The sequence below is a fragment of the Streptomyces sp. CB02009 genome (assembly GCF_001905825.1).
Classification (GTDB): Bacteria; Actinomycetota; Actinomycetes; order Streptomycetales; family Streptomycetaceae; genus Streptomyces.
Map to the genome: position 1 here is coordinate 743147 of NZ_LIVV01000003.1, position 17824 is coordinate 760970.

The 17824-nt window shown below is 72.1% G+C and carries 18 protein-coding genes; 14 read left to right on the forward strand and 4 right to left on the reverse strand.

Features of this window, described 5'->3' with window-relative positions; translation table 11 throughout:
• Nucleotides 1–36 precede the first annotated feature (36 nt).
• The 6 genes from AMK27_RS15955 to AMK27_RS15980 all read left to right on the forward strand — a co-directional run bounded on the left by AMK27_RS15955 (nucleotide 37) and on the right by AMK27_RS15980 (nucleotide 4706).
• The gene (locus AMK27_RS15955; RefSeq protein ID WP_073907301.1) at nucleotides 37–816 is read left to right on the forward strand and encodes an exodeoxyribonuclease III; all 780 of its coding nucleotides are present in this window, start codon (nucleotides 37–39) and stop codon (nucleotides 814–816) included.
• An 82-nt stretch (nucleotides 817–898) separates the two neighbouring features.
• The gene (locus AMK27_RS15960; RefSeq protein ID WP_073907305.1) at nucleotides 899–1342 is read left to right on the forward strand and encodes a DUF6278 family protein; all 444 of its coding nucleotides are present in this window, start codon (nucleotides 899–901) and stop codon (nucleotides 1340–1342) included.
• 160 nt (nucleotides 1343–1502) lie between these two features.
• Complete coding sequence (locus AMK27_RS15965) at nucleotides 1503–2249, forward strand: amino acid ABC transporter ATP-binding protein (protein ID WP_073907309.1); 747 nt, start codon at nucleotides 1503–1505, stop codon at nucleotides 2247–2249.
• A gap of 13 nt (nucleotides 2250–2262) precedes the next feature.
• Entirely contained in the window at nucleotides 2263–3189 is a 927-nt protein-coding gene (locus AMK27_RS15970) for a glutamate ABC transporter substrate-binding protein (protein ID WP_073907723.1), read from the forward strand.
• Between the two features lie 18 nt (nucleotides 3190–3207).
• Entirely contained in the window at nucleotides 3208–3852 is a 645-nt protein-coding gene (locus tag AMK27_RS15975; protein ID WP_073907312.1) for an amino acid ABC transporter permease, read from the forward strand.
• Nucleotides 3849–4706 carry an amino acid ABC transporter permease gene (locus AMK27_RS15980; protein WP_073907316.1) on the forward strand — a complete coding sequence of 286 codons (858 nt, stop codon included), beginning with the start codon at nucleotides 3849–3851 and terminating at the stop codon, nucleotides 4704–4706. Before AMK27_RS15975 ends, AMK27_RS15980 begins: the two co-directional genes overlap by 4 nt.
• A gap of 37 nt (nucleotides 4707–4743) precedes the next feature.
• On the opposite strand, the gene AMK27_RS15985 is transcribed toward AMK27_RS15980, so the two are convergent.
• Nucleotides 4744–6303, reverse strand: coding sequence for an alpha/beta fold hydrolase (locus AMK27_RS15985; protein ID WP_073907319.1), 1560 nt, complete (start codon nucleotides 6301–6303; stop codon nucleotides 4744–4746).
• Between the two features lie 115 nt (nucleotides 6304–6418).
• Complete coding sequence (locus tag AMK27_RS15990) at nucleotides 6419–7681, reverse strand: hypothetical protein (protein ID WP_073907322.1); 1263 nt, start codon at nucleotides 7679–7681, stop codon at nucleotides 6419–6421.
• 123 nt (nucleotides 7682–7804) lie between these two features.
• Here AMK27_RS15990 and AMK27_RS15995 point away from each other — a divergent pair, with 123 nt between their 5' ends.
• Entirely contained in the window at nucleotides 7805–9061 is a 1257-nt protein-coding gene (locus AMK27_RS15995; RefSeq protein ID WP_073907724.1) for a cytochrome P450, read from the forward strand.
• On the opposite strand, the gene AMK27_RS16000 is transcribed toward AMK27_RS15995, so the two are convergent.
• Nucleotides 9012–9743 carry a hypothetical protein gene (locus AMK27_RS16000; RefSeq protein WP_073907325.1) on the reverse strand — a complete coding sequence of 244 codons (732 nt, stop codon included), beginning with the start codon at nucleotides 9741–9743 and terminating at the stop codon, nucleotides 9012–9014. The two genes, AMK27_RS15995 and AMK27_RS16000, sit on opposite strands and share 50 nt — an antisense overlap.
• A 105-nt stretch (nucleotides 9744–9848) precedes the next feature.
• On the opposite strand from AMK27_RS16000, the gene ggt reads away from it, so the two are divergent.
• Nucleotides 9849–11660 (forward strand): gamma-glutamyltransferase, encoded by a 1812-nt coding sequence (gene ggt / locus AMK27_RS16005; RefSeq protein WP_073907328.1) that lies wholly within the window; start codon nucleotides 9849–9851, stop codon nucleotides 11658–11660.
• A 179-nt stretch (nucleotides 11661–11839) separates the two neighbouring features.
• On the opposite strand, the gene map is transcribed toward ggt, so the two are convergent.
• On the reverse strand, nucleotides 11840–12607 hold the full coding sequence (gene map / locus AMK27_RS16010) for a type I methionyl aminopeptidase (RefSeq protein ID WP_073907331.1): 768 nt from the start codon (nucleotides 12605–12607) through the stop codon (nucleotides 11840–11842).
• A 32-nt stretch (nucleotides 12608–12639) separates the two neighbouring features.
• On the opposite strand from map, the gene AMK27_RS16015 reads away from it, so the two are divergent.
• From AMK27_RS16015 to AMK27_RS16040, 6 genes are all read left to right on the forward strand, one after another.
• Entirely contained in the window at nucleotides 12640–12891 is a 252-nt protein-coding gene (locus AMK27_RS16015; protein WP_055601124.1) for a helix-turn-helix domain-containing protein, read from the forward strand.
• A gap of 59 nt (nucleotides 12892–12950) precedes the next feature.
• Nucleotides 12951–13523, forward strand: a complete 573-nt coding sequence (locus AMK27_RS16020) for a DinB family protein (RefSeq protein ID WP_073907334.1) — start codon at nucleotides 12951–12953, stop codon at nucleotides 13521–13523.
• 63 nt (nucleotides 13524–13586) lie between these two features.
• Nucleotides 13587–13970 carry a PPOX class F420-dependent oxidoreductase gene (locus AMK27_RS16025; protein WP_073907337.1) on the forward strand — a complete coding sequence of 128 codons (384 nt, stop codon included), beginning with the start codon at nucleotides 13587–13589 and terminating at the stop codon, nucleotides 13968–13970.
• 113 nt (nucleotides 13971–14083) lie between these two features.
• On the forward strand, nucleotides 14084–15364 hold the full coding sequence (locus AMK27_RS16030; protein WP_073907340.1) for a UL36 very large tegument protein: 1281 nt from the start codon (nucleotides 14084–14086) through the stop codon (nucleotides 15362–15364).
• Nucleotides 15365–15659: 295 nt separating this feature from the next.
• Entirely contained in the window at nucleotides 15660–16502 is an 843-nt protein-coding gene (locus AMK27_RS16035) for a nitrilase-related carbon-nitrogen hydrolase (RefSeq protein ID WP_073907343.1), read from the forward strand.
• Nucleotides 16499–17779, forward strand: a complete 1281-nt coding sequence (locus AMK27_RS16040; RefSeq protein WP_073907346.1) for an aspartate aminotransferase family protein — start codon at nucleotides 16499–16501, stop codon at nucleotides 17777–17779. The genes AMK27_RS16035 and AMK27_RS16040 overlap by 4 nt, the downstream gene beginning before the upstream one ends.
• The last annotated feature ends 45 nt before the right edge of the window (nucleotides 17780–17824 follow it).

Genomic DNA, 17824 nt, shown 5'->3' on the forward strand with positions numbered 1-17824 from the left:
CGCCGATTGTCGGACCCCGCACGTAGGCTTGCGCACATGCGCATCGCCACCTGGAACGTCAATTCGATCACCGCCCGGCTGCCCCGACTCCTCGCCTGGCTGGAGAGCAGCGGCACGGACGTGCTGTGCATCCAGGAGACCAAGTGCACCGCCGAGCAGTTCCCCACCGAGGAGCTGCGCGCCCTCGGATACGAGTCCGTGGTCAACGCCACGGGCCGGTGGAACGGCGTGGCCCTGGTCTCCCGAGTCGGCCTCGCGGACGTGGTCACGGGCCTGCCCGGCGGCCCGGAGTACGACGGGGTCGAGGAGCCCCGGGCGATCTCCGCGACCTGCGGCCCGGTCCGCGTCTGGTCGGTGTACGTGCCGAACGGCCGGGAGGTCGAGCACGAGCACTACGCCTACAAGCTGCGCTGGCTCGAGGCGCTGAAGGCTGCCGTCGCGGAGGACGCCGCGGGGGACCGGCCCTTCGCGGTCCTCGGCGACTACAACATCGCGCCGACCGACGACGACGTCTGGGACCGGGCGGCCTTCGAGGGCCTGACGCACGTGACGGAGCCCGAGCGGGCCGCGCTCGCCGGCCTCCGCGAGACCGGTCTGGCGGACGTCGTCCCGCGCCCCCTCAAGTACGACCACCCCTTCACGTACTGGGACTACCGCCAGCTCTGCTTCCCGAAGAACCGGGGCATGCGCATCGACCTGGTCTACGGCAACAAGCCCTTCGCCGAGGCCGTCACGGACAGCTATGTGGACCGCGAGGAGCGCAAGGGCAAGGGCGCGTCCGACCACGCGCCCGTCGTGGTCGACCTCGACGTGTAGCGGATCCCGGACCCACCCGGCGGCGGAACGATCTCCGCGCGCCGGGTGGTCGACGGGGAGGTGACGGTGCGAGGCTGTTCGGATGAACATTCCATTCCTGGACACCTGGCGCAAGCGGCATGAGCCCGAGTCGGCCGACTCCCCGCTGGCCGCGGCCTTCGACCGTGACCCCGACGGCGTGGCCGAGCTGCTCGCCGAGTGCGAACTGCTGCGCGCCCGTGTCGCGCAGTCCGGGGTGGCCCTCGACGACACCCCGCGCTCCCTGCAGGAACTCGACCAGCTGCCGCCCCGCTGGCGCGACGACCCGGAGGAGCTGCCCTGGGTCGGGAACGACGCGGGGCTCTACCTCGGCACCGTGATCGTGCGGAACGTGCCGGGCGCGCGCTGGCAGGTCCGGCCCGGCGGCGGCCCCGTGGTGCGACTCGCCTCCGGCCGGGAGATCCAGGTCGTCGAGGCCGGTCTCGACTGGGCGGTGACGGGCTCGCCGGAGCTCTCCCAGATGTACGCCGAGGCCGCCGAGTACTGAGTCCGCGGCCTCGCCCAAGCCGGTCCCGCACCCTGTTCCCGCCACCCTTCCGCAGTAAATACGGCTTATTCGGGTTTCATGCGTGTCGGGCGTGAAGTCCCTTTTCTGGTGGATAGTTTGCGCTGACTCGACACCGCTGAGAAATGGGGCAGGGCAGCGTATGGCCGTCGTCGATCCGCTGATCGAACTGCGTGGCGTCAACAAGCACTACGGCACGTTGCACGTCCTCCAGTCCATCGATCTCACCGTCGGCCGCGGGGAGGTGGTCGTCGTCATCGGCCCGTCCGGATCGGGAAAGTCCACCCTCTGCCGGGCGATGAACCGCCTGGAGACCGTGGAGTCCGGCGAGATCGTCATCGACGGACAGCCCCTCCCCGAGGAGGGCAAGGCGCTCGCCCGGCTGCGCGCCGAGGTCGGCATGGTCTTCCAGTCCTTCAACCTCTTCGCGCACAAGACCGTCCTCGCCAACGTCTCCCTCGCGCAGATCAAGGTCCGCAAGCGCAAGAAGGAGGAGGCCGACCGGCGTTCACGCGAACTCCTCGACCGGGTCGGACTCGCCGCGCACGCCGACAAGTACCCCGCCCAGCTCTCCGGCGGCCAGCAGCAGCGCGTGGCCATCGCCCGCGCCCTCGCCATGGACCCCAAGGTGCTCCTCTTCGACGAGCCGACCTCGGCCCTCGACCCCGAGATGATCAACGAGGTCCTGGAGGTCATGCAGCAACTCGCCCACGAGGGGATGACGATGGTGGTCGTCACCCACGAGATGGGCTTCGCCCGCTCCGCCGCCAACCGGGTCGTCTTCATGGCCGACGGGAAGATCGTCGAGGACCGCGCTCCGGAGGACTTCTTCACCGCTCCGCGCAGCGAGCGCGCCAAGGACTTCCTGTCCAAGATCCTCAAGCACTGAGCGGGTGGGAAGCATGCAGCGTACGCACCACCCGCACCGCACCCCGGCCGTGCTCGCCGCCCTGCTCGCCCTGGCCGCGGCGCTCGCCGGCTGCGGCAGGGAGGGCAGCCCGCCCGTCAAGGGCCCTCAGCCCGACCAACTCCCCGTCTACCAGGTCCAGTCCGGCTTCACCCTGCCTGACTCCAGCACCTGGACCCGGGCGAAGAAGCGCGGACATCTCGTCGTCGGCGCCAAGGAGGACCAGCCGTACATGGGCGAGAGGGACCCGGCCACCGGACGCTACTCCGGCTTCGACATCGAGATCGCCAAGATGATGGCGGCCTCCCTCGGCTTCGACCCGGCCGGCATCGACTTCCGCACGATCGCCTCGGCCAACCGCGAAACCGCCCTGCAGAACGGGCAGATCGACTACTACGTCGGCACCTACACCATCAACGACAACCGCAAGAAGCTCGTCGGCTTCGCCGGGCCCTACTACATGGCCGGCCAGTCCCTCCTGGTCCGCACCGACGAGAACGACATCGACGGCCCGCAGGACCTGGCCGGCAAGCGCGTCTGCTCGGCCGCCGGATCCACCCCGTACCAGCGCATCGAGAAGGACTACCCGAAGGCCGAACTCGTCGCCTACGACACGTACTCCGCCTGTGTGGACAACCTGCTGACGTACCAGGTCGACGCGGTCACCACCGACGACACGATCCTCATGGGCTACGCCGCCAAGGTCCCGGACGAACTCAAGGTCGTCGGGAAACCGTTCTCGAAGGAGCCGTACGGCATCGGTGTCCCGCGCGGTGACAACGCCCTGCGCTTCGCCCTGGACGACGCGCTCGCCGCCCACGAGAAGAACGGCGACTGGAAGAAGGCCTACGACGCCACCCTCGGACTCTCCGGGGTCCCCGCCCCGACACCGCCGCCCATCGACCGCTACCCGGCGAGCTGACGAGAGGAGCCTCCCGACATGGACGTCCTGACAGACAACTTCCGGCTCTACGCCGAGGGATTCCTCGGCACCGTCGAACTCACCGTCTACTCCTCGGCGCTGGCGCTCGTCCTGGGCTTCGTCATGGCCTCGTTCCGGGTCGCTCCCGTGGGATCCTTCCGGGTCTTCGGCACGGTCTGGGTCACCGTCCTGCGCAACACCCCGCTGACCCTGCTGTTCTTCGCCGTCATGCTGGGCCTGCCCCGGTTCGGACTCGTGCTGCCCTTCCAGCTGTTCGCGGTCCTCGCGCTCGGCTGCTACACCTCGGCCTTCATCTGCGAGGTGCTGCGCTCCGGCATCAACACGGTGCCGCGCGGCCAGGGCGAGGCCGCCCGCAGCCTGGGGATGAGCTTCACCCAGTCCCTCGGCACCGTCGTCCTGCCCCAGGCCTTCCGTACGGTCATCCCGCCGATCGGCTCCACGCTGATCGCCCTCGCCAAGAACTCGGCCATCGCCGGAGCGTTCAGCGTCACCGAACTCCTCGGCACCTACAAGACCTTGAGCGAGCTCGGCTACAACATCGTCTGGACCTTCGTCTGGATCGCCGTCGGATACCTCATCATCACCCTCACCATCAGCGCCCTCTTCCACGTCCTCGAGAAGCGCTGGGGAGTCGCCCGATGAACGATTCCACCGCCCTCTACGACATCCCCGGGCCGCACGCCCGAAGGCGCCACCTCCTCTACGGCGTCGCGTCCACCGTGGTGATCCTCGCGCTGGCCGGCTGGATCCTCTACCTCCTCTTCGACAACGACCAGTTCACCTCCACCAAGTGGTCGCCCTTCCTCTACAAGGGCATCCAGGAGCTGCTGCTCGAAGGACTCGGCAACACCCTCAAGGCCTTCGCCTACGCCTCGGTGCTGTCGCTCGTCCTGGGCGCGGTCCTCGCCACCGGACGCCTCTCCGACCACCGGGTGCTCCGCTGGATCTCGACCCTGCTCGTCGAGTTCTTCCGCGCGATGCCGGTCCTCGTGATGATCTTCTTCATCTTCGTGGCGCTCAAGGTGCAGGCCCTGCCCGCCCTCGTCGCGGGCCTGACCCTCTACAACGGCTCCGTCCTCGCGGAGGTCTTCCGCACCGGCGTCCACTCCGTGGAGCGCGGGCAGGGCGAGGCGGCGTCCGCCCTCGGCATGCGCAAGACGCAGGTCATGACCTACGTCCTGGTGCCGCAGGCGGTCCGTGCCATGCTTCCGGCCATCATCAGCCAGCTGGTGGTCGCCCTCAAGGACACCTCGCTCGGCTTCCTCATCACCTACGAGGAGTTCCTCCACGCGGGCAAACTGATCGCCTCCAACCTGGACTACGACCTGCCGTTCATCCCGGTCGTCCTGGTGATCTCGCCGATCTACATCGGGATGTGCATGCTCCTCTCCTGGTTCGCCACCTGGGTGGCCCGCAGAGAACGCCGCAACCCGAAGACGAAGGCCGTGGACACCGACCCGGCCGAACCAGAGACGCTGCTGCCGGGACCGCAGTAGCGAGCGAGGGCCGCACCCGCCCGGCAGCAGCCGGTGATCACTCCTTCCGCAGCGGTACCGACACGTACGACGGGTCGGCCGAGGGGGAGGAGAAGGTCAGCTGCGCGCCGGTCGGGTTGTGCTCGATGTAGAGCGGGTCGACGGTGTCGACGACCAGTGCGAGCCTGTGCCCCGCCGGGACGTCGTACGCCGTGGAGAACAGCTCCAGATCGACGCCGAACGCCTGGCCCGGGGTCCGGTCGTGGAAGGTGTACGGGGCGTTGCTGACGAGCTTGCCGACGCCGAGCGGACCCACGTCGTAGAGGTACGCGACGAGCGTGCCGCTCTCCTCGGTGGACGTGACGGTGGTGTGCACCTTCACCGTGCCGCGCACCCGCTGCGGGGTGTCGTACCGCTCCGACTGCCAGACGCCGGCGAAGGCGCGGGGGAGGAGGGGGACGGAGACGACGGGCGGCGTGCGGAGGAACTGGTCCAGGGCGTTGGTGAGCAGGGTGATGCCGCCGTTGGCGCCGGAGTCGACGTTCGCCCAGACCCGCTGGGTACCGCCGAGGGCGAACTTCCGCTGGTCGGCGTGGACGGACTTCCAGTCGGGGTATCCCTCGTAGCCGCCGGTGGAGCGGGACTTGAGCTGGACCGGCTGCTCGCGGTCGATGCCGTTGTCGGCGCCCTTGAGGTAGCGGTCGAACCAGCGGTGGGCGCTGGTCCAGGTGTCGTTGGGCAGGCCGAACAGGCCGGTGGCCTCGGCGGTGGCGTGGTCGCCGGGGCGGAACTCCAGCCGCTTGGGGCCGGTGAGCTTCTCGAAGAAGCTCGCGTACTGGTTGGGCGGGAAGATGGTGTCGCCCCAGGCGTTGCCGAGCATGATCGCGGCGCCGTTGGCGTTGATCCGGTCCAGCTGCTCGACGGGGGAGCGCTTGCGGCCCCAGGCGATCATGTCCTCCTCCTTGTCCAGGTTGGAGGAGAGGAAGTCGCCCAGGATCTGCTTGAGTTCGGGACCGGGGCGGCCGGTGAGGTAGCCCGCGCCCCCGAGCAGGGCGGCGGCCTGGAGGTGCTGGGTGCGGCCGCTGTAGATGGACTCGATGAGGTCGGCCCAGCCGCTGAGCGCGGCGACGGCCTTGATCCGCGGGTCGTGGGCGGCGGCGAGCAGGCTGATCCCGGCGCCGTACGAGACGCCCGCCATGCCGATGTGGGCGGGGTCTGCGGCGGTGTTGGCCAGCGCCCAGTCGATCACCTTGGAGGCGTCGGCGATGTCCTTGGGGCCCGCGGTCTCGATCTCGCCGCCGGACTGCCAGAAGCCCCGCGAGTTGTAACTCACCACGATGTAACCGGAGTCGGCGAGCAGCTTGGCCTGGACGAGGTACTCGACCTGGGGCATGGCCCAGCTCGTCGGCAGCACGATCAGGGGGTGGCGGGCGGTGTCGGTGGATCCGGCGGGGGTCACGACGTTCGCCTTGAGGACGGTGCCGCCCTCCCCGGCGATGTCGACGAAGCGGATGCCGGTGCCGCCGGTCTCCGCGGCCTGGGCGGCGGGCGCGAGCCCGAGGGCCGCCCCGGCCACGAGGGCGGCCGAGGCGGCGAGGGCCAGGGGTGTGCGTCGCACGGGTCACTCCTCACTGGGGTACTGCTGGGGAGGCAGTACGGGGCACTGATGGGGGGGCAGTGAAAGTGACCCGACGGTAACCGTGACGCCTTACCCGTGGTAACCGGTCGGTAAGTTACGTGCGGGTAACGATTGATGGCCGAGTGGCGCCTTCCCGGAGCGCCACGGCCTCCGCGAAGTCCGCGTGGGCCTCCCCGTAGCGGTCGGCGGCGGCCAGGAACATGGCGCGGTCGGTCAGGGCCCCGGCGGTCGCCTCCGACGCCCCGGGAAGGCGCCGGGCGAGCGCCACACCCTGGTCGAAGAGCGGGCGGAGCGGCTCGTGGATCCGCCGGGTGCGCTGCTCCTGGAGGACCGCGGAGCGCCGGACCAGCCGGTGGTGCGCCTCCATCGCCTCGGGGAGCCGGCCGTCCCCGGTCAGCTCGGCGACCCGGGCTTCCAGGGCGGGGATCTCACCCAGGTAGGACTCCCTCGCATCGGGCGACCAGTCGCGGAAGTCGGCGCCGAGGGGCGGCCGGGGCGCCTCCCGGGTGGCGGCCGGCTCGGCCGCCCGGCCCGACAGGGCGAACAGGGCGGACCACCAGGAGAGGGCGTTGCTCCGGCGGCTGGGCTCGCCCGTCTCCGCCAGCCGGGTGAGCAGCCGGAGGGCCTCCCGCCGGTCCGCTCCGGCCTCCTCCGGCCGACCGCAGGCGTCGAGCATCCCCGAGCGGTGGACGAGCAGCCACACCAGGTTGGCCAGGGCGGTCGCCCCGGCGTCCGTCTCGCTCCGGGTGAGGTCCACGAGCTCCGAGAAGGGCTCCGGCGCCTCCTCGTGCCGGCCGGCCGCGGCCAGCTCCGCCGCCCACCCGACCGCGGTCGAGAAGTCGCCCGTCGGCCGGCCCGGTCGGGCACTCCTGGCGAGGACGTCCCCCGCCTCGCCGTGGCGTCCCTCCTCGGCGAGCATCATCGCCAGCGGATGCTGCCCGTGTCCGGGGGCCCGCACGTGCCCCCGATCGAAGGCGAGCCGCCCCGCCTCCGCCATCTCCTCGCACACCGCGAAGGCCTCGCCGCGCCGGCCGACGGTGAGCGACGTGCGCCGGTACGCGTCCAGGACGCCGCAGAGCGCGTGCGCCCTGTTCGGTTCGTCGGCGCCGATGCGCCGGGCCGCGTCCGCGGCCTCCGCGTGGAGGGCGAGCCGCTGCTCCATGCCGCCGCGGCCCTCGACCTCGTACCCGTACGAGACCAACGCCTCGGCCAGCTTGGGCAGATAGGACGCCGGGCTGACCCGTGCGAGTACCCGGTACGCCTGGACCTCCTGCGCGAGGCTCGGCCGGCCGGATCCGAGCAGCATCGTCCGTGCCTGCAGCACCGCATCGTGATCGATCTTCTCGGAGTGATTCATGACGGCGATTCTGGGATCCGGAGGAGGGGCCGGACAAGGCTGTCGAAGTGTGCGATCAGTCCTACGAAAACCGCCTCTGACCTGTCATGATGGAAACGTCTTCACCCCTGACCTGGAGGCGTGGTGCACGAGTCGAGCGGCGTACCGGACGTCTTCGACCCACGGATCCACGCGGCCGGGATCCCGCACGACCGCTTCCGCGCCCTGCGCGACCGCACGCCCGTCGCCTGGCAGCGGGAGCCCCAGATCCTCGGCTGGCCCGCGGGTCCCGGGTTCTGGGCCGTCACCCGGCACGCCGACGTCGTGCGGGTGCTGAAGGACCCGGACACCTACTCGTCCTGCCTCGGCGCCACCCAGATCCGCGACCCCGACCCCACCGATCTGCCCTTCATCCGTCGCATGATGCTCAATCAGGACCCTCCGGGACACCACCGGCTGAGGCGCCTCGTCAGCCGGGCCTTCACCCCCGGCCGGATCGAGCGGTTCGAAGCCACCGCGCGCGAGCGGGCCCGGGAGCTGCTCGCCGGGGCGGTCGACGGCGGGGGCGAGGTGGACCTCGTCCGGTCCGTCACCGACGACTACGCCCTGCTCAACCTCACCGATCTGCTCGGCGTGCCCCCGAGCGACCGCGGGCTGCTGCACACCTGGACCGAGCGGGTCATCGCGTACCAGGACCCCGACGAGCCACCCGTCCTCGACGACGGGGGCCGGCCCGTCAACCCGCGCTCACCGGCGATGCTCGCCGACATGTTCGGCTACGCGCAGGAACTCGCCGCCCACAAGCGGACGCACCCAGCCGACGACGTGATGAGCGTGCTCGCCGCGTCCGAACTCGCCGACGCAGAGCTGGAGATGTTCTTCTTCCTGCTGACCGTCGCCGGGAACGACACGGTCCGCAGCGCCGCCCCCGGCGGCCTGCTCGCCCTCGCCGAACACCCGGACGAGCAACGGAGGTGGTGGACCGGCGGAGTCGGCACCGACACCGCCGTGGACGAACTCCTGCGCGTGCACCCGCCCGTGCTCTCCTTCCGGCGCACGGCCGCCGTCGACACCGCGCTCGCCGGGCAGCCGATCCGCCGCGGCGACAAGGTCGTCGTCTTCCACGCCTCCGCCAACCATGACGAGCGCGCCTTCCCCGACCCGCACCGACTCGACCTCGGACGGACCCCGAACCCCCACGTGTCCTTCGGCGACGGCCCGCACGTCTGCCTCGGCGCGCACTTCGCCCGGCTTCAGCTCCGCGTGCTCCACGAGGAGGTGCGCCGGGCCTGCGGCGGTCTCGAACTCGCCGGAGAGCCCCGGCGGCTCGTCTCCAACTTCATCAACGGCCTCAAGACGCTGCCGGTGCGACTACGGGAACCGATCGCGCCGCCCGCGTGACATCGGCCACCAGCTCCACCACATCGGGTCCGTACGCCTGCGAGTTGACGACCTTGAGCAGCACCACGAACGAACCGGAGCGGTGCAGGCGCGCCAACTCCTGGTAGTGCCGGGCGAGATAGCGGGTCGCCGCCTGGTTGGTGATGGCCCGCTGCCCGCAGAAGAGGAACACCGGCCGACCGCCCTCCCCGGCCGTGAGCCGGGCGAGGATCACGTACTCGCTGACCCCCGGGTCCGACGGGTAGCGCTCCCCGCCGATCAGGAACGCCCCGCGGTCCGCGCTCGGCTCGACCTCGACGTTCACCTCGATGCCCGGGAGCAGCGTTGCCAGATGGGCGGCCATCCGCCGGTTCGAGTAGGGGCCGCCGACGCAGAACTCCGTCCGGTCGCCGAACCCCTGGTGGGTCTGATCGTGCGAGAGGATCCTGGCCTGCGCCCCGCAGTCCTTGATCAGTGCGGACAGTTCGAGGAGGGCGAACACGTCGAACCGGTGGACCGAGCGGTCGCCGCCCGACTCCCTGTTCACCACGAGCAGGCACTCCGAGTTCCCCGGCAGGCCGAAGAACTCCTGCTTGCGGCGGAGCCTCCGCCGCCAGAGGTACGTGCGGCCCAGCCAGCCGAGCGACGCGCTGACCCCCGTCGCGAGCACCCCGAGCACGATGTTGCGCAGGTCTTCGTCCATGGGCGCGCATGCTAGCGGGGAAACGGCCTTCTGTTCGAGGCGGTCCTGACGGGAGGGGCCGGGGGAAGTTACGCTGCGCGGACGGTCCTTGACTGGAGGTAGGGAATGCGTCGTTCCGTCGCCGGGAAGGTCTCCGCACTCGCCGTCGCGGCGACAGTGCTCTCGATGGGCGCCGCCGCCCCGCCCCCGGCCCCACCGGCCGCACCGCCACCGCCCGTCAAGGAACCCGTCGCCGTCGGCTACGGCGGCGCGGTCGCCAGCGTCGACGCCGACGCCTCGGCCGCCGGCGTCGAGGTGCTCCGCAAGGGCGGGAACGCCGTGGACGCCGCCGTCGCCGTCGCCGCCGCGCTCGGCGTCACCGAGCCCTACTCGGCGGGCATCGGAGGCGGCGGCTACTTCGTCTACTACGACGCGAGGAGCCGTACGGTCCACACCGTCGACGGACGCGAGACCGCGCCACGCTCGGCCGACGCGAACCTCTTCGTGGAGAACGGCGCGCCGATCCCCTTCGAGGAGGGGATGACCAGCGGGCGCGGCGTCGGCACCCCCGGCACCCCGGCGACCTGGAAGGCCGCCCTCGACGCCTGGGGCAGCAAGCGGCTCGGCACCCTGCTCGAACCCGCCGAACGGCTCGCCCGCGAGGGCTTCACCGTCGACTCCACCTTCCGCGCGCAGACCGCCGGCAACGAGGCGCGCTTCCGCGACTTCCCCGCCAGCTCCGAACTGTTCCTGCCGGGTGGGCAGTTGCCCGTGGTCGGCTCGGTCTTCAAGAACCCCGACCTGGCCCGGACGTACGAGAAGCTCGGGCGCGAGGGCGTCGGCGCGCTCTACCGGGGTCCGCTCGCCCGGGACATCGTGAACACCGTCCGGACGCCTCCGGTCCGCGAGGGAGCCACCCGGAAGGTCCGCTCCGGTGATCTGACGGAGCGTGACCTCGCCGCGTACCGCACCGTGTTCCGCAAGCCCACCAAGGTCGCGTACCGAGGCCTCGACGTCTACGGCATGCCCCCGTCCTCCTCCGGCGGCACGAGCGTCGGCGAGGCCCTCAACATCCTGGAGGGCACCGACCTCGCGAGCGCCTCCCCGGCCCGCTATCTGCACCGCTTCATCGAGTCGAGCCGCATCGCCTTCGCCGACCGGGGCCGCTGGGTCGGCGACCCCGCCTTCGAGTCCGTGCCGACCCGCGGGCTGCTCTCCCAGCGGTACGCCGACTCGCGCGCCTGCCTGATCCGGGACGACGCCGCCCTGACCAGCCCCCTCGCTCCCGGCGACCCGAACAGCCCGGTGCCGTGCGCGAGCGGCGGCACGGCCGCGCCGACCACGTACGAGGGGGAGAACACCACCCACCTCACGGTGTCCGACAAGTGGGGCAACGTCGTCGCCTACACCCTCACCATCGAGTCCACCGGCGGCAGCGGGATCACCGTGCCCGGCCGGGGCTTCCTGCTCAACAACGAGCTGACCGACTTCTCCTTCGCCCCGGCGAACCCGGCCGTGCACGACCCGAACCTGCCCGGCCCGGGCAAGCGCCCGCGCTCCTCCATCTCGCCGACGATCGTCCTCGACGGACACGACCGGCCGGTCCTCGCCCTCGGGTCGCCCGGCGGCGCGACCATCATCACGACGGTCCTCCAGACCCTCACCGGGGTGGTCGACCGGGGGCTGCCGCTCGTCGACGCGATCGCCGCGCCGCGCGCCAGCCAGCGCAACCAGGCCACCACCGAACTCGAACCCGGCCTGTGGAACAGCCCGGTCAGGGCGGAACTCGAAGCCATCGGGCACGGCTTCCGGCAGAACCCGGAGATCGGCGCGGCGACCGGCGTCCAGCGGCTGCCGGACGGCCGCTGGGTCGCCGCCGCCGAGACCGTCCGCAGGGGCGGCGGGTCGGCGATGGTGGTCAGGCCGGCGGGGAAGTAGCGGCGGGAGGGGGCGCAGCCGGGCCCACCCGCCCGCACCCTGGCCCATCCGGGCCGCACCCTGGCCCAGCCGGGTGCGGGCGGGAGGGGCCCACCCGGGCCCACCGCGGCGCACCCGCGTGCGGGCGGGAGGGACGCACCCGGGCCCACCCCGGCCCACCCGGGTGCCCCCTCCGCGTCCTACAGCGCTGTCAGTACCCGCGGGCCCTCGTCCGTGATCGCCACCGTGTGCTCCGCGTGCGCGGCGCGCGAGCCGTCGAGCGTGCGGATGGTCCAGCCGTCACGCGCCGTGTAGTGGTCGTCGGTGCCGCCCCCGATCAGCATCGGCTCGATCGCGAGCACCATCCCGTGGCGCAGCTTCATGCCCCGGCCCGGTCGTCCCTCGTTGGGGACGCCCGGGTCCTCGTGCATCGTGCGGCCGATGCCGTGGCCGCCGAAGCCGTCCGGGATGCCGAACCCGGCGGCGCGGCACACCCGGCCGATCGCGTGCGCGATGTCGCCGATGCGGTTGCCGACGACGGCGGCCGCGATGCCCGCCTCCAGGGCCTCCTCCGCCGCGTCGATCAGGCGGGAGTCCTCCGGCCGGGCCGGGCCGACCGTGAAGCTGACGGCCGAGTCGCCCGCCCAGCCGCCGAGCAGGGCCCCGCAGTCGGCCGAGACCAGGTCGCCCGCGGCGAGCCGGGTGTCGTCCGGGATGCCGTGGACGATCGCGTCGTTCACGGAGACGCACACGACCGCGGGGAACGGCACCGGTGCCCACTCCGGGCGGTAGCCCAGGAAGGGCGATCCGGCGCCCGCTTCGGCGAGGACCTCCCGCGCGGCCCGGTCGAGGTCGGTCAGCGGCACGCCGGGCGCCGCCTTCTCCCGTACGGCGGCGAGGGCGCGGGCCACCACCCGCCCCGCCTCACGCATCGCGGCCAGGTTCTCGTTCGTCTTGATCTCCACCATGCCAATTACTATACCGGTATTAGTATGGCCTCATGGTGCGCACACCCCTGACCCCCGAAGAGCGCGAGCGCGGCGAGCGCCTCGGCCTGTTCCTGCGCGAAGCGCGCGGCGAGCGGTCGATGGTGGAGATCGCCGCCGCCGCGGGCCTGTCCGCCGAGACCCTCCGCAAGATCGAGACGGGCCGGGCCCCGACCCCGGCGTTCTTCACCGTCGCGGCCCTCGCCCGGGTCCTCGGCCTCTCCATGGACGAGCTGGTCGTCCGCTGCGCGCTCGCGCCCGTCTGACGGGCCGGGCCCCGGGCTGCGCGGGAATTCGGTGGCGCGGCGGACCGGCGCGGACGATCATGCGACGCATGAGCGACGAACCCACGCGATGGACCACGGCGACCGTCTACCCCGACATGTGGGCGGACCCCGACGACGACCCCCGCAACAACAACGGGGGTCCGGCCTCCGAGGGTGAACTGGCGACCCTCCAGGACGGTCTGCGGGACTTCCGGCTGACGCTCCTGATGAAGTGCGAGGGGCTGGACGCGGAGCAGCTCGCCCGCCGGTCGGTCCCGCCGTCGACGATGTCGCTGCTCGGCCTGGTCCGGCACCTCGCCGAGGTGGAGCGTGACTGGCGCAACTGGATCAGCGACGGTGAACCGCTGCCGAAGCTGTACGGCGCGAGGGACGCGGACTTCGACGGCGCCGTCGCCGAACAGGGCGTGGTCGACGCCGCGTTCGCCGACCTGGAGCGCGAGCAGGCGGCGCTCGACGCCGAGCTGGCCGAGTTCCCCGACCTGGGCGCACGGGTGGGGAAGGACGAGATCGCGATCCGGGAGCTGCTGGTGCACCGGATCGACGAGTACGCCCGCCACTGCGGCCACGCCGACCTGCTGCGCGAGTGTGTCGACGGCCGGGTCGGCCAGTGACGGGCCCCGCCCGGGAGGCCCTGCCCCGCGCCTCCCGGCCGGCCCCGGCATAGGCTCGCGGGCATGATGCCCGAAGAGCTGCGGCGCGGCCGCTACGTCAGCCTGACCACCTACCGCAAGAACGGCACGGGGGTCGCCACACCCGTCTGGTACGCGGTCGACGGCGACGAGCTGTACGTCTGGACCCGCACGGACTCCTGGAAGGTCAAGCGGCTCCGGAACGATCAGAGGGTCGAGGTCGCCGTCTGCGACCTGCGCGGCAACGTCGCCGAGGGCGCTGAGCGCTTCGCGGGCGAGGGCCGGCTGGTGACGGGGGAGGAGCTGCGCCGGATCCGGGGGCTGCTCTCGCGCAAGTACACCTGGCAGTACTGGCTGACCGACGTCCCCGCCATGCTCGCCCGGCGCGGGAAGCGCCCGCACACCGGGATCGTCGTACGACTCGGGTGAGCGGCGACAGGGCACGCGCAGGAAAACGGTCCGTAGTCGTCCCGTAACACGACTGCGGTCCAATACCCGCGGACCGGAAGGTTCCAGTCGACGGCGGGGCAGGTGCGAATCGCATGACGGTGTTTCAACTCCCGGTGGAAGTGGCCACGTTCAGACACTGGCTGGCGGACCTCGCGCGCCGCATCCCGCCGTACGGCGGCTGGTACGGAGTCTTCGCCGAACGCGACCCGGACGGGCTGCGGGCCTGCTTCGCCGGGACGGAGATCCTGCCCTGGGACATCGTCGAGTCCCTGCTCCAGGACGCCGGCGAAGCGGACGGGGGCTCGTTCGCCCTCCGGGGCAGGACGCTGTACGCGGCGGCCACCGGCGCCCACGACCGCCGCCCCGGCGCGGCCGGGACGCTCACCGAACGCCGCGCGCTCATGGAACGCGAACGCCGCTACGCCGAGTCCCGCGCCCGCGAACTGGGCGCCCTGCTCCGCGTGACCCCGGCCCCGGGTCCCGACGACACGGCGCGCCTGGAGCACGACCTGGCCTGGGCGCGCGACGACCACACACGGGCGACGGCCCGGGTCGCCGACCTGACGGCCCGGCTCGCACGGCTGGGGGAGCGGGGCGAGGGAGCGGCGGCGCCGGAGCCGCCGCAGGCGAAGGCCGGACGCCGCCCGCGCGGGGCGCGCTACGCCTGGCTGGACAGCGCGGCCGAGGACCAGGGTCCGGTGGCCGCGCCCGCACCCGTTCCCGTACTGCCCGCCGGGGGAGCGGCGCCTCGCGGGGCCCGGTTCGGCGGCGCGCCGCAGTCCGCCGGGGCCGCGGCGCCGAGCGGCGCCGACCCGGCCGCGCTGTCCGAGGCCGACGCCGTCGAGGCGGGCCGCGCCGCCGCCAACGCGGTGTACGCGCTCCAGCGGCTCCGCGCCCAGGGCCGCAGCGGCGAGGCCTACGCCCTGCTCTGCGAGGCGCTCAACGGGCCGCCCGCCCGGCTGCCCGCCCTCGCCGGGGAACTGCACCGGGCCGGTCTCGGCGCGGACTGGTCCATCCTGCTCTGGGAGGCGGCCTCGCTGCCGCCCGGCCGGCTCGCCGCCGTCGCCGGCGTGCTCGCCGACGCGGGCCGGCCCGCCGACTGCGATCAGCTCCTCCGCCAGGGCGTGGCCCGCCCCGTCGAGGAGCTCGCCGGGGCGTGCGCCGCGCTGCGCGCCGAGGGTCACCACCGCGAGGCCCACGCCCTGCTCACCGCGTTCGTCCGGGTCCGCGCTCCGGAGGACGCGGCCCGTCTGGCGGCCGAGGACCCGCGAGGCCTCACGCCCCAACTCCTCGAAGCGGCCCGAGCGGTGTCCGCGGCCCGCGAGCGCGATCTGCTGCACGCCCTCCGCGTGGCGGGCCTCGCGGGCATGTGAACCGGCGGGCCGGGCAGGTTCCGGGGGGCCGGAACGGCCGGCGATCCGCTCCTCCCGCGGTCCGGAATCCCACCCCGTACGGGCAGGCCCGCGCCGGTACGTCTCCGTCATGCCGGGACGTGCCGGTACGTGTCGGTACGTGTCCGACGTGGACCACTCGGGTATGAAACATGATCGACCCCGCCGCTTCCCGGCGGCGGTCTTGCTCCGAGGTGTGACGGGGCTTACGTTCTCCTCCTACGCATCGCGTCTACGTGCGTAGAGGCTCTCTGACGCCGTGCCGAAGGAGCAGATCATGACCGACGTCGTACGCGCCGCACTCGTCCAGGCGACCTGGACCGGCGACACCGAATCCATGATCGCGAAACACGAGGAGTACGCCCGGGAGGCCGCCCGCCAGGGCGCCAAGGTGATCGGCTTCCAGGAGGTGTTCAACGCCCCCTACTTCTGCCAGGTCCAGGAGCCCGAGCACTACCGGTGGGCCGAGCCCGTCCCCGACGGCCCCACCGTCAGCCGGATGCGCGACCTCGCCCGGGAGACCGGGATGGTGATCGTGGTGCCCGTCTTCGAGGTCGAGAGCGAGGGCTTCTACTACAACACCGCCGCCGTGATCGACGCCGACGGCAGCTACCTCGGCAAGTACCGCAAGCACCACATCCCCCAGGTCAAGGGCTTCTGGGAGAAGTACTACTTCCGCCCGGGGAACGCCGGCTGGCCGGTCTTCGACACCGCCGTCGGCCGGGTCGGCGTCTACATCTGCTACGACCGGCACTTCCCCGAGGGCTGGCGCCAACTCGGACTCAACGGAGCCCAGTTGGTCTACAACCCCTCGGCCACCCACCGCGGCCTCTCCTCCTACCTCTGGCAGCTGGAGCAGCCCGCCGCGGCCGTCGCCAACGAGTACTTCGTCGCCGCCATCAACCGCGTCGGCATCGAGGAGTACGGCGACAACGACTTCTACGGCACGAGCTACTTCGTCGACCCGCGCGGGCGGTTCGTCGGCGACGTCGCCTCCGACAAGACCGAGGAACTCCTGGTCCGCGACCTCGACTTCGGTCTCATCGAGGAGGTCCGCCAGCAATGGGCCTTCTACCGGGACCGGCGCCCCGACGCGTACGACGGGCTGGTGCAGCCGTGAGCGGCCTCTACGACCGGCACAAGGCCGTCATCCCCGACTGGGTCGCCCTCTACTACAAGGACCCCCTCGAGATCACCCACGGCGAGGGCCGCCACGTCTGGGACGCCGACGGACGCCGGTACCTCGACTTCTTCGGCGGCATCCTCACCACCATGACCGCCCACGCCCTGCCCGAGGTCACCAAGGCCGTCGCCGAGCAGGCCGGGCGGATCATCCACTCCTCGACGCTCTACCTCAACCGCCCGATGGTGGAGCTCGCCGAGCGGATCGCCGGCCTCTCCGGCATCCCGGACGCCCGCGTCTTCTTCACCACCTCCGGCACCGAGGCCAACGACACGGCGCTGCTCCTCGCGACCGCGTACCGGCGGTCGAACCAGATCCTCGCCATGCGGAACAGCTACCACGGCCGCTCGTTCTCCACCGTCGGCATCACCGGCAACCGCGCCTGGTCGCCCACCAGCCTCTCGCCGCTGCAGACCCTGTACGTCCACGGCGGCGTCCGTACCCGCGGCCCGTACGCCCAGTACACCGACGCGCAGTTCATCGAGGCCTGCGTCGCCGACCTCGAGGACCTCCTCGGCCACACCCGGGACGTCGCCGCCCTCATCGCCGAACCCGTCCAGGGCGTCGGCGGCTTCACCGCCCCGCCCGACGGCCTGTACGCCGCCTTCCGCCGGGTCCTCGACCGGCACGGCATCCTGTGGATCTCCGACGAGGTGCAGACCGGCTGGGGCCGCACCGGCGAGCACTTCTGGGGCTGGCAGGCGCACGGCCAGGCCGGGCCGCCCGACATCCTCACCTTCGCCAAGGGCATCGGCAACGGCATGTCCGTCGGCGGAGTCGTCGCCCGCGCCGACGTCATGAACTGCGTCGACGCCAACTCCATCTCCACCTTCGGCGGTTCACCCATCACCATGGCCGCCGGCCTCGCCAACCTCTCGTACCTCCTGGAGCACGACCTCCAGGGCAACGCGCGCCGGGTCGGCGGTCTGCTCATCGAGCGGATCCGGGCCGCCTGCGCCGGAGTCGATGCGGTACGGGAGGTCCGCGGCCGCGGACTCATGATCGGCATCGAGCTGACCGAGCCGGGCACCGAGCGGGCGAACCCGGACGCGGCAGCCACCGTCCTGGAGGCCGCCCGTGAGAACGGCCTCCTGATCGGCAAGGGCGGCGGCCACAACACCAGCATCCTGCGCATCGCGCCCCCGCTCTCCCTCACCGTCGCCGAGGCGGAGGAGGGCGCGGCGATGCTCGAAGCGGCCCTGCGAGAGCTGTAGCCGCCGCGCCCCGCGCACCCGGGGCCACCGCGTCCCGGAGAGGGC

Bases quoted from the DNA above. Each gene is read 5' to 3' on its own strand.
- AMK27_RS15955 (WP_073907301.1), top strand. From the start codon at position 37: ATGCGCATCGCCACCTGGAACGTCAATTCGATCACCGCCCGGCTGCCC.
- AMK27_RS15960 (WP_073907305.1), top strand. From the start codon at position 899: ATGAACATTCCATTCCTGGACACCTGGCGCAAGCGGCATGAGCCCGAG.
- AMK27_RS15965 (WP_073907309.1), top strand. From the start codon at position 1,503: ATGGCCGTCGTCGATCCGCTGATCGAACTGCGTGGCGTCAACAAGCAC.
- AMK27_RS15970 (WP_073907723.1), top strand. From the start codon at position 2,263: ATGCAGCGTACGCACCACCCGCACCGCACCCCGGCCGTGCTCGCCGCC.
- AMK27_RS15975 (WP_073907312.1), top strand. From the start codon at position 3,208: ATGGACGTCCTGACAGACAACTTCCGGCTCTACGCCGAGGGATTCCTC.
- AMK27_RS15980 (WP_073907316.1), top strand. From the start codon at position 3,849: ATGAACGATTCCACCGCCCTCTACGACATCCCCGGGCCGCACGCCCGA.
- AMK27_RS15990 (WP_073907322.1), bottom strand. From the start codon at position 7,681: ATGAATCACTCCGAGAAGATCGATCACGATGCGGTGCTGCAGGCACGG.
- AMK27_RS16000 (WP_073907325.1), bottom strand. From the start codon at position 9,743: ATGGACGAAGACCTGCGCAACATCGTGCTCGGGGTGCTCGCGACGGGG.
- ggt (WP_073907328.1), top strand. From the start codon at position 9,849: ATGCGTCGTTCCGTCGCCGGGAAGGTCTCCGCACTCGCCGTCGCGGCG.
- map (WP_073907331.1), bottom strand. From the start codon at position 12,607: ATGGTGGAGATCAAGACGAACGAGAACCTGGCCGCGATGCGTGAGGCG.
- AMK27_RS16015 (WP_055601124.1), top strand. From the start codon at position 12,640: ATGGTGCGCACACCCCTGACCCCCGAAGAGCGCGAGCGCGGCGAGCGC.
- AMK27_RS16020 (WP_073907334.1), top strand. From the start codon at position 12,951: ATGCGACGCATGAGCGACGAACCCACGCGATGGACCACGGCGACCGTC.
- AMK27_RS16025 (WP_073907337.1), top strand. From the start codon at position 13,587: ATGATGCCCGAAGAGCTGCGGCGCGGCCGCTACGTCAGCCTGACCACC.
- AMK27_RS16030 (WP_073907340.1), top strand. From the start codon at position 14,084: ATGACGGTGTTTCAACTCCCGGTGGAAGTGGCCACGTTCAGACACTGG.
- AMK27_RS16035 (WP_073907343.1), top strand. From the start codon at position 15,660: ATGACCGACGTCGTACGCGCCGCACTCGTCCAGGCGACCTGGACCGGC.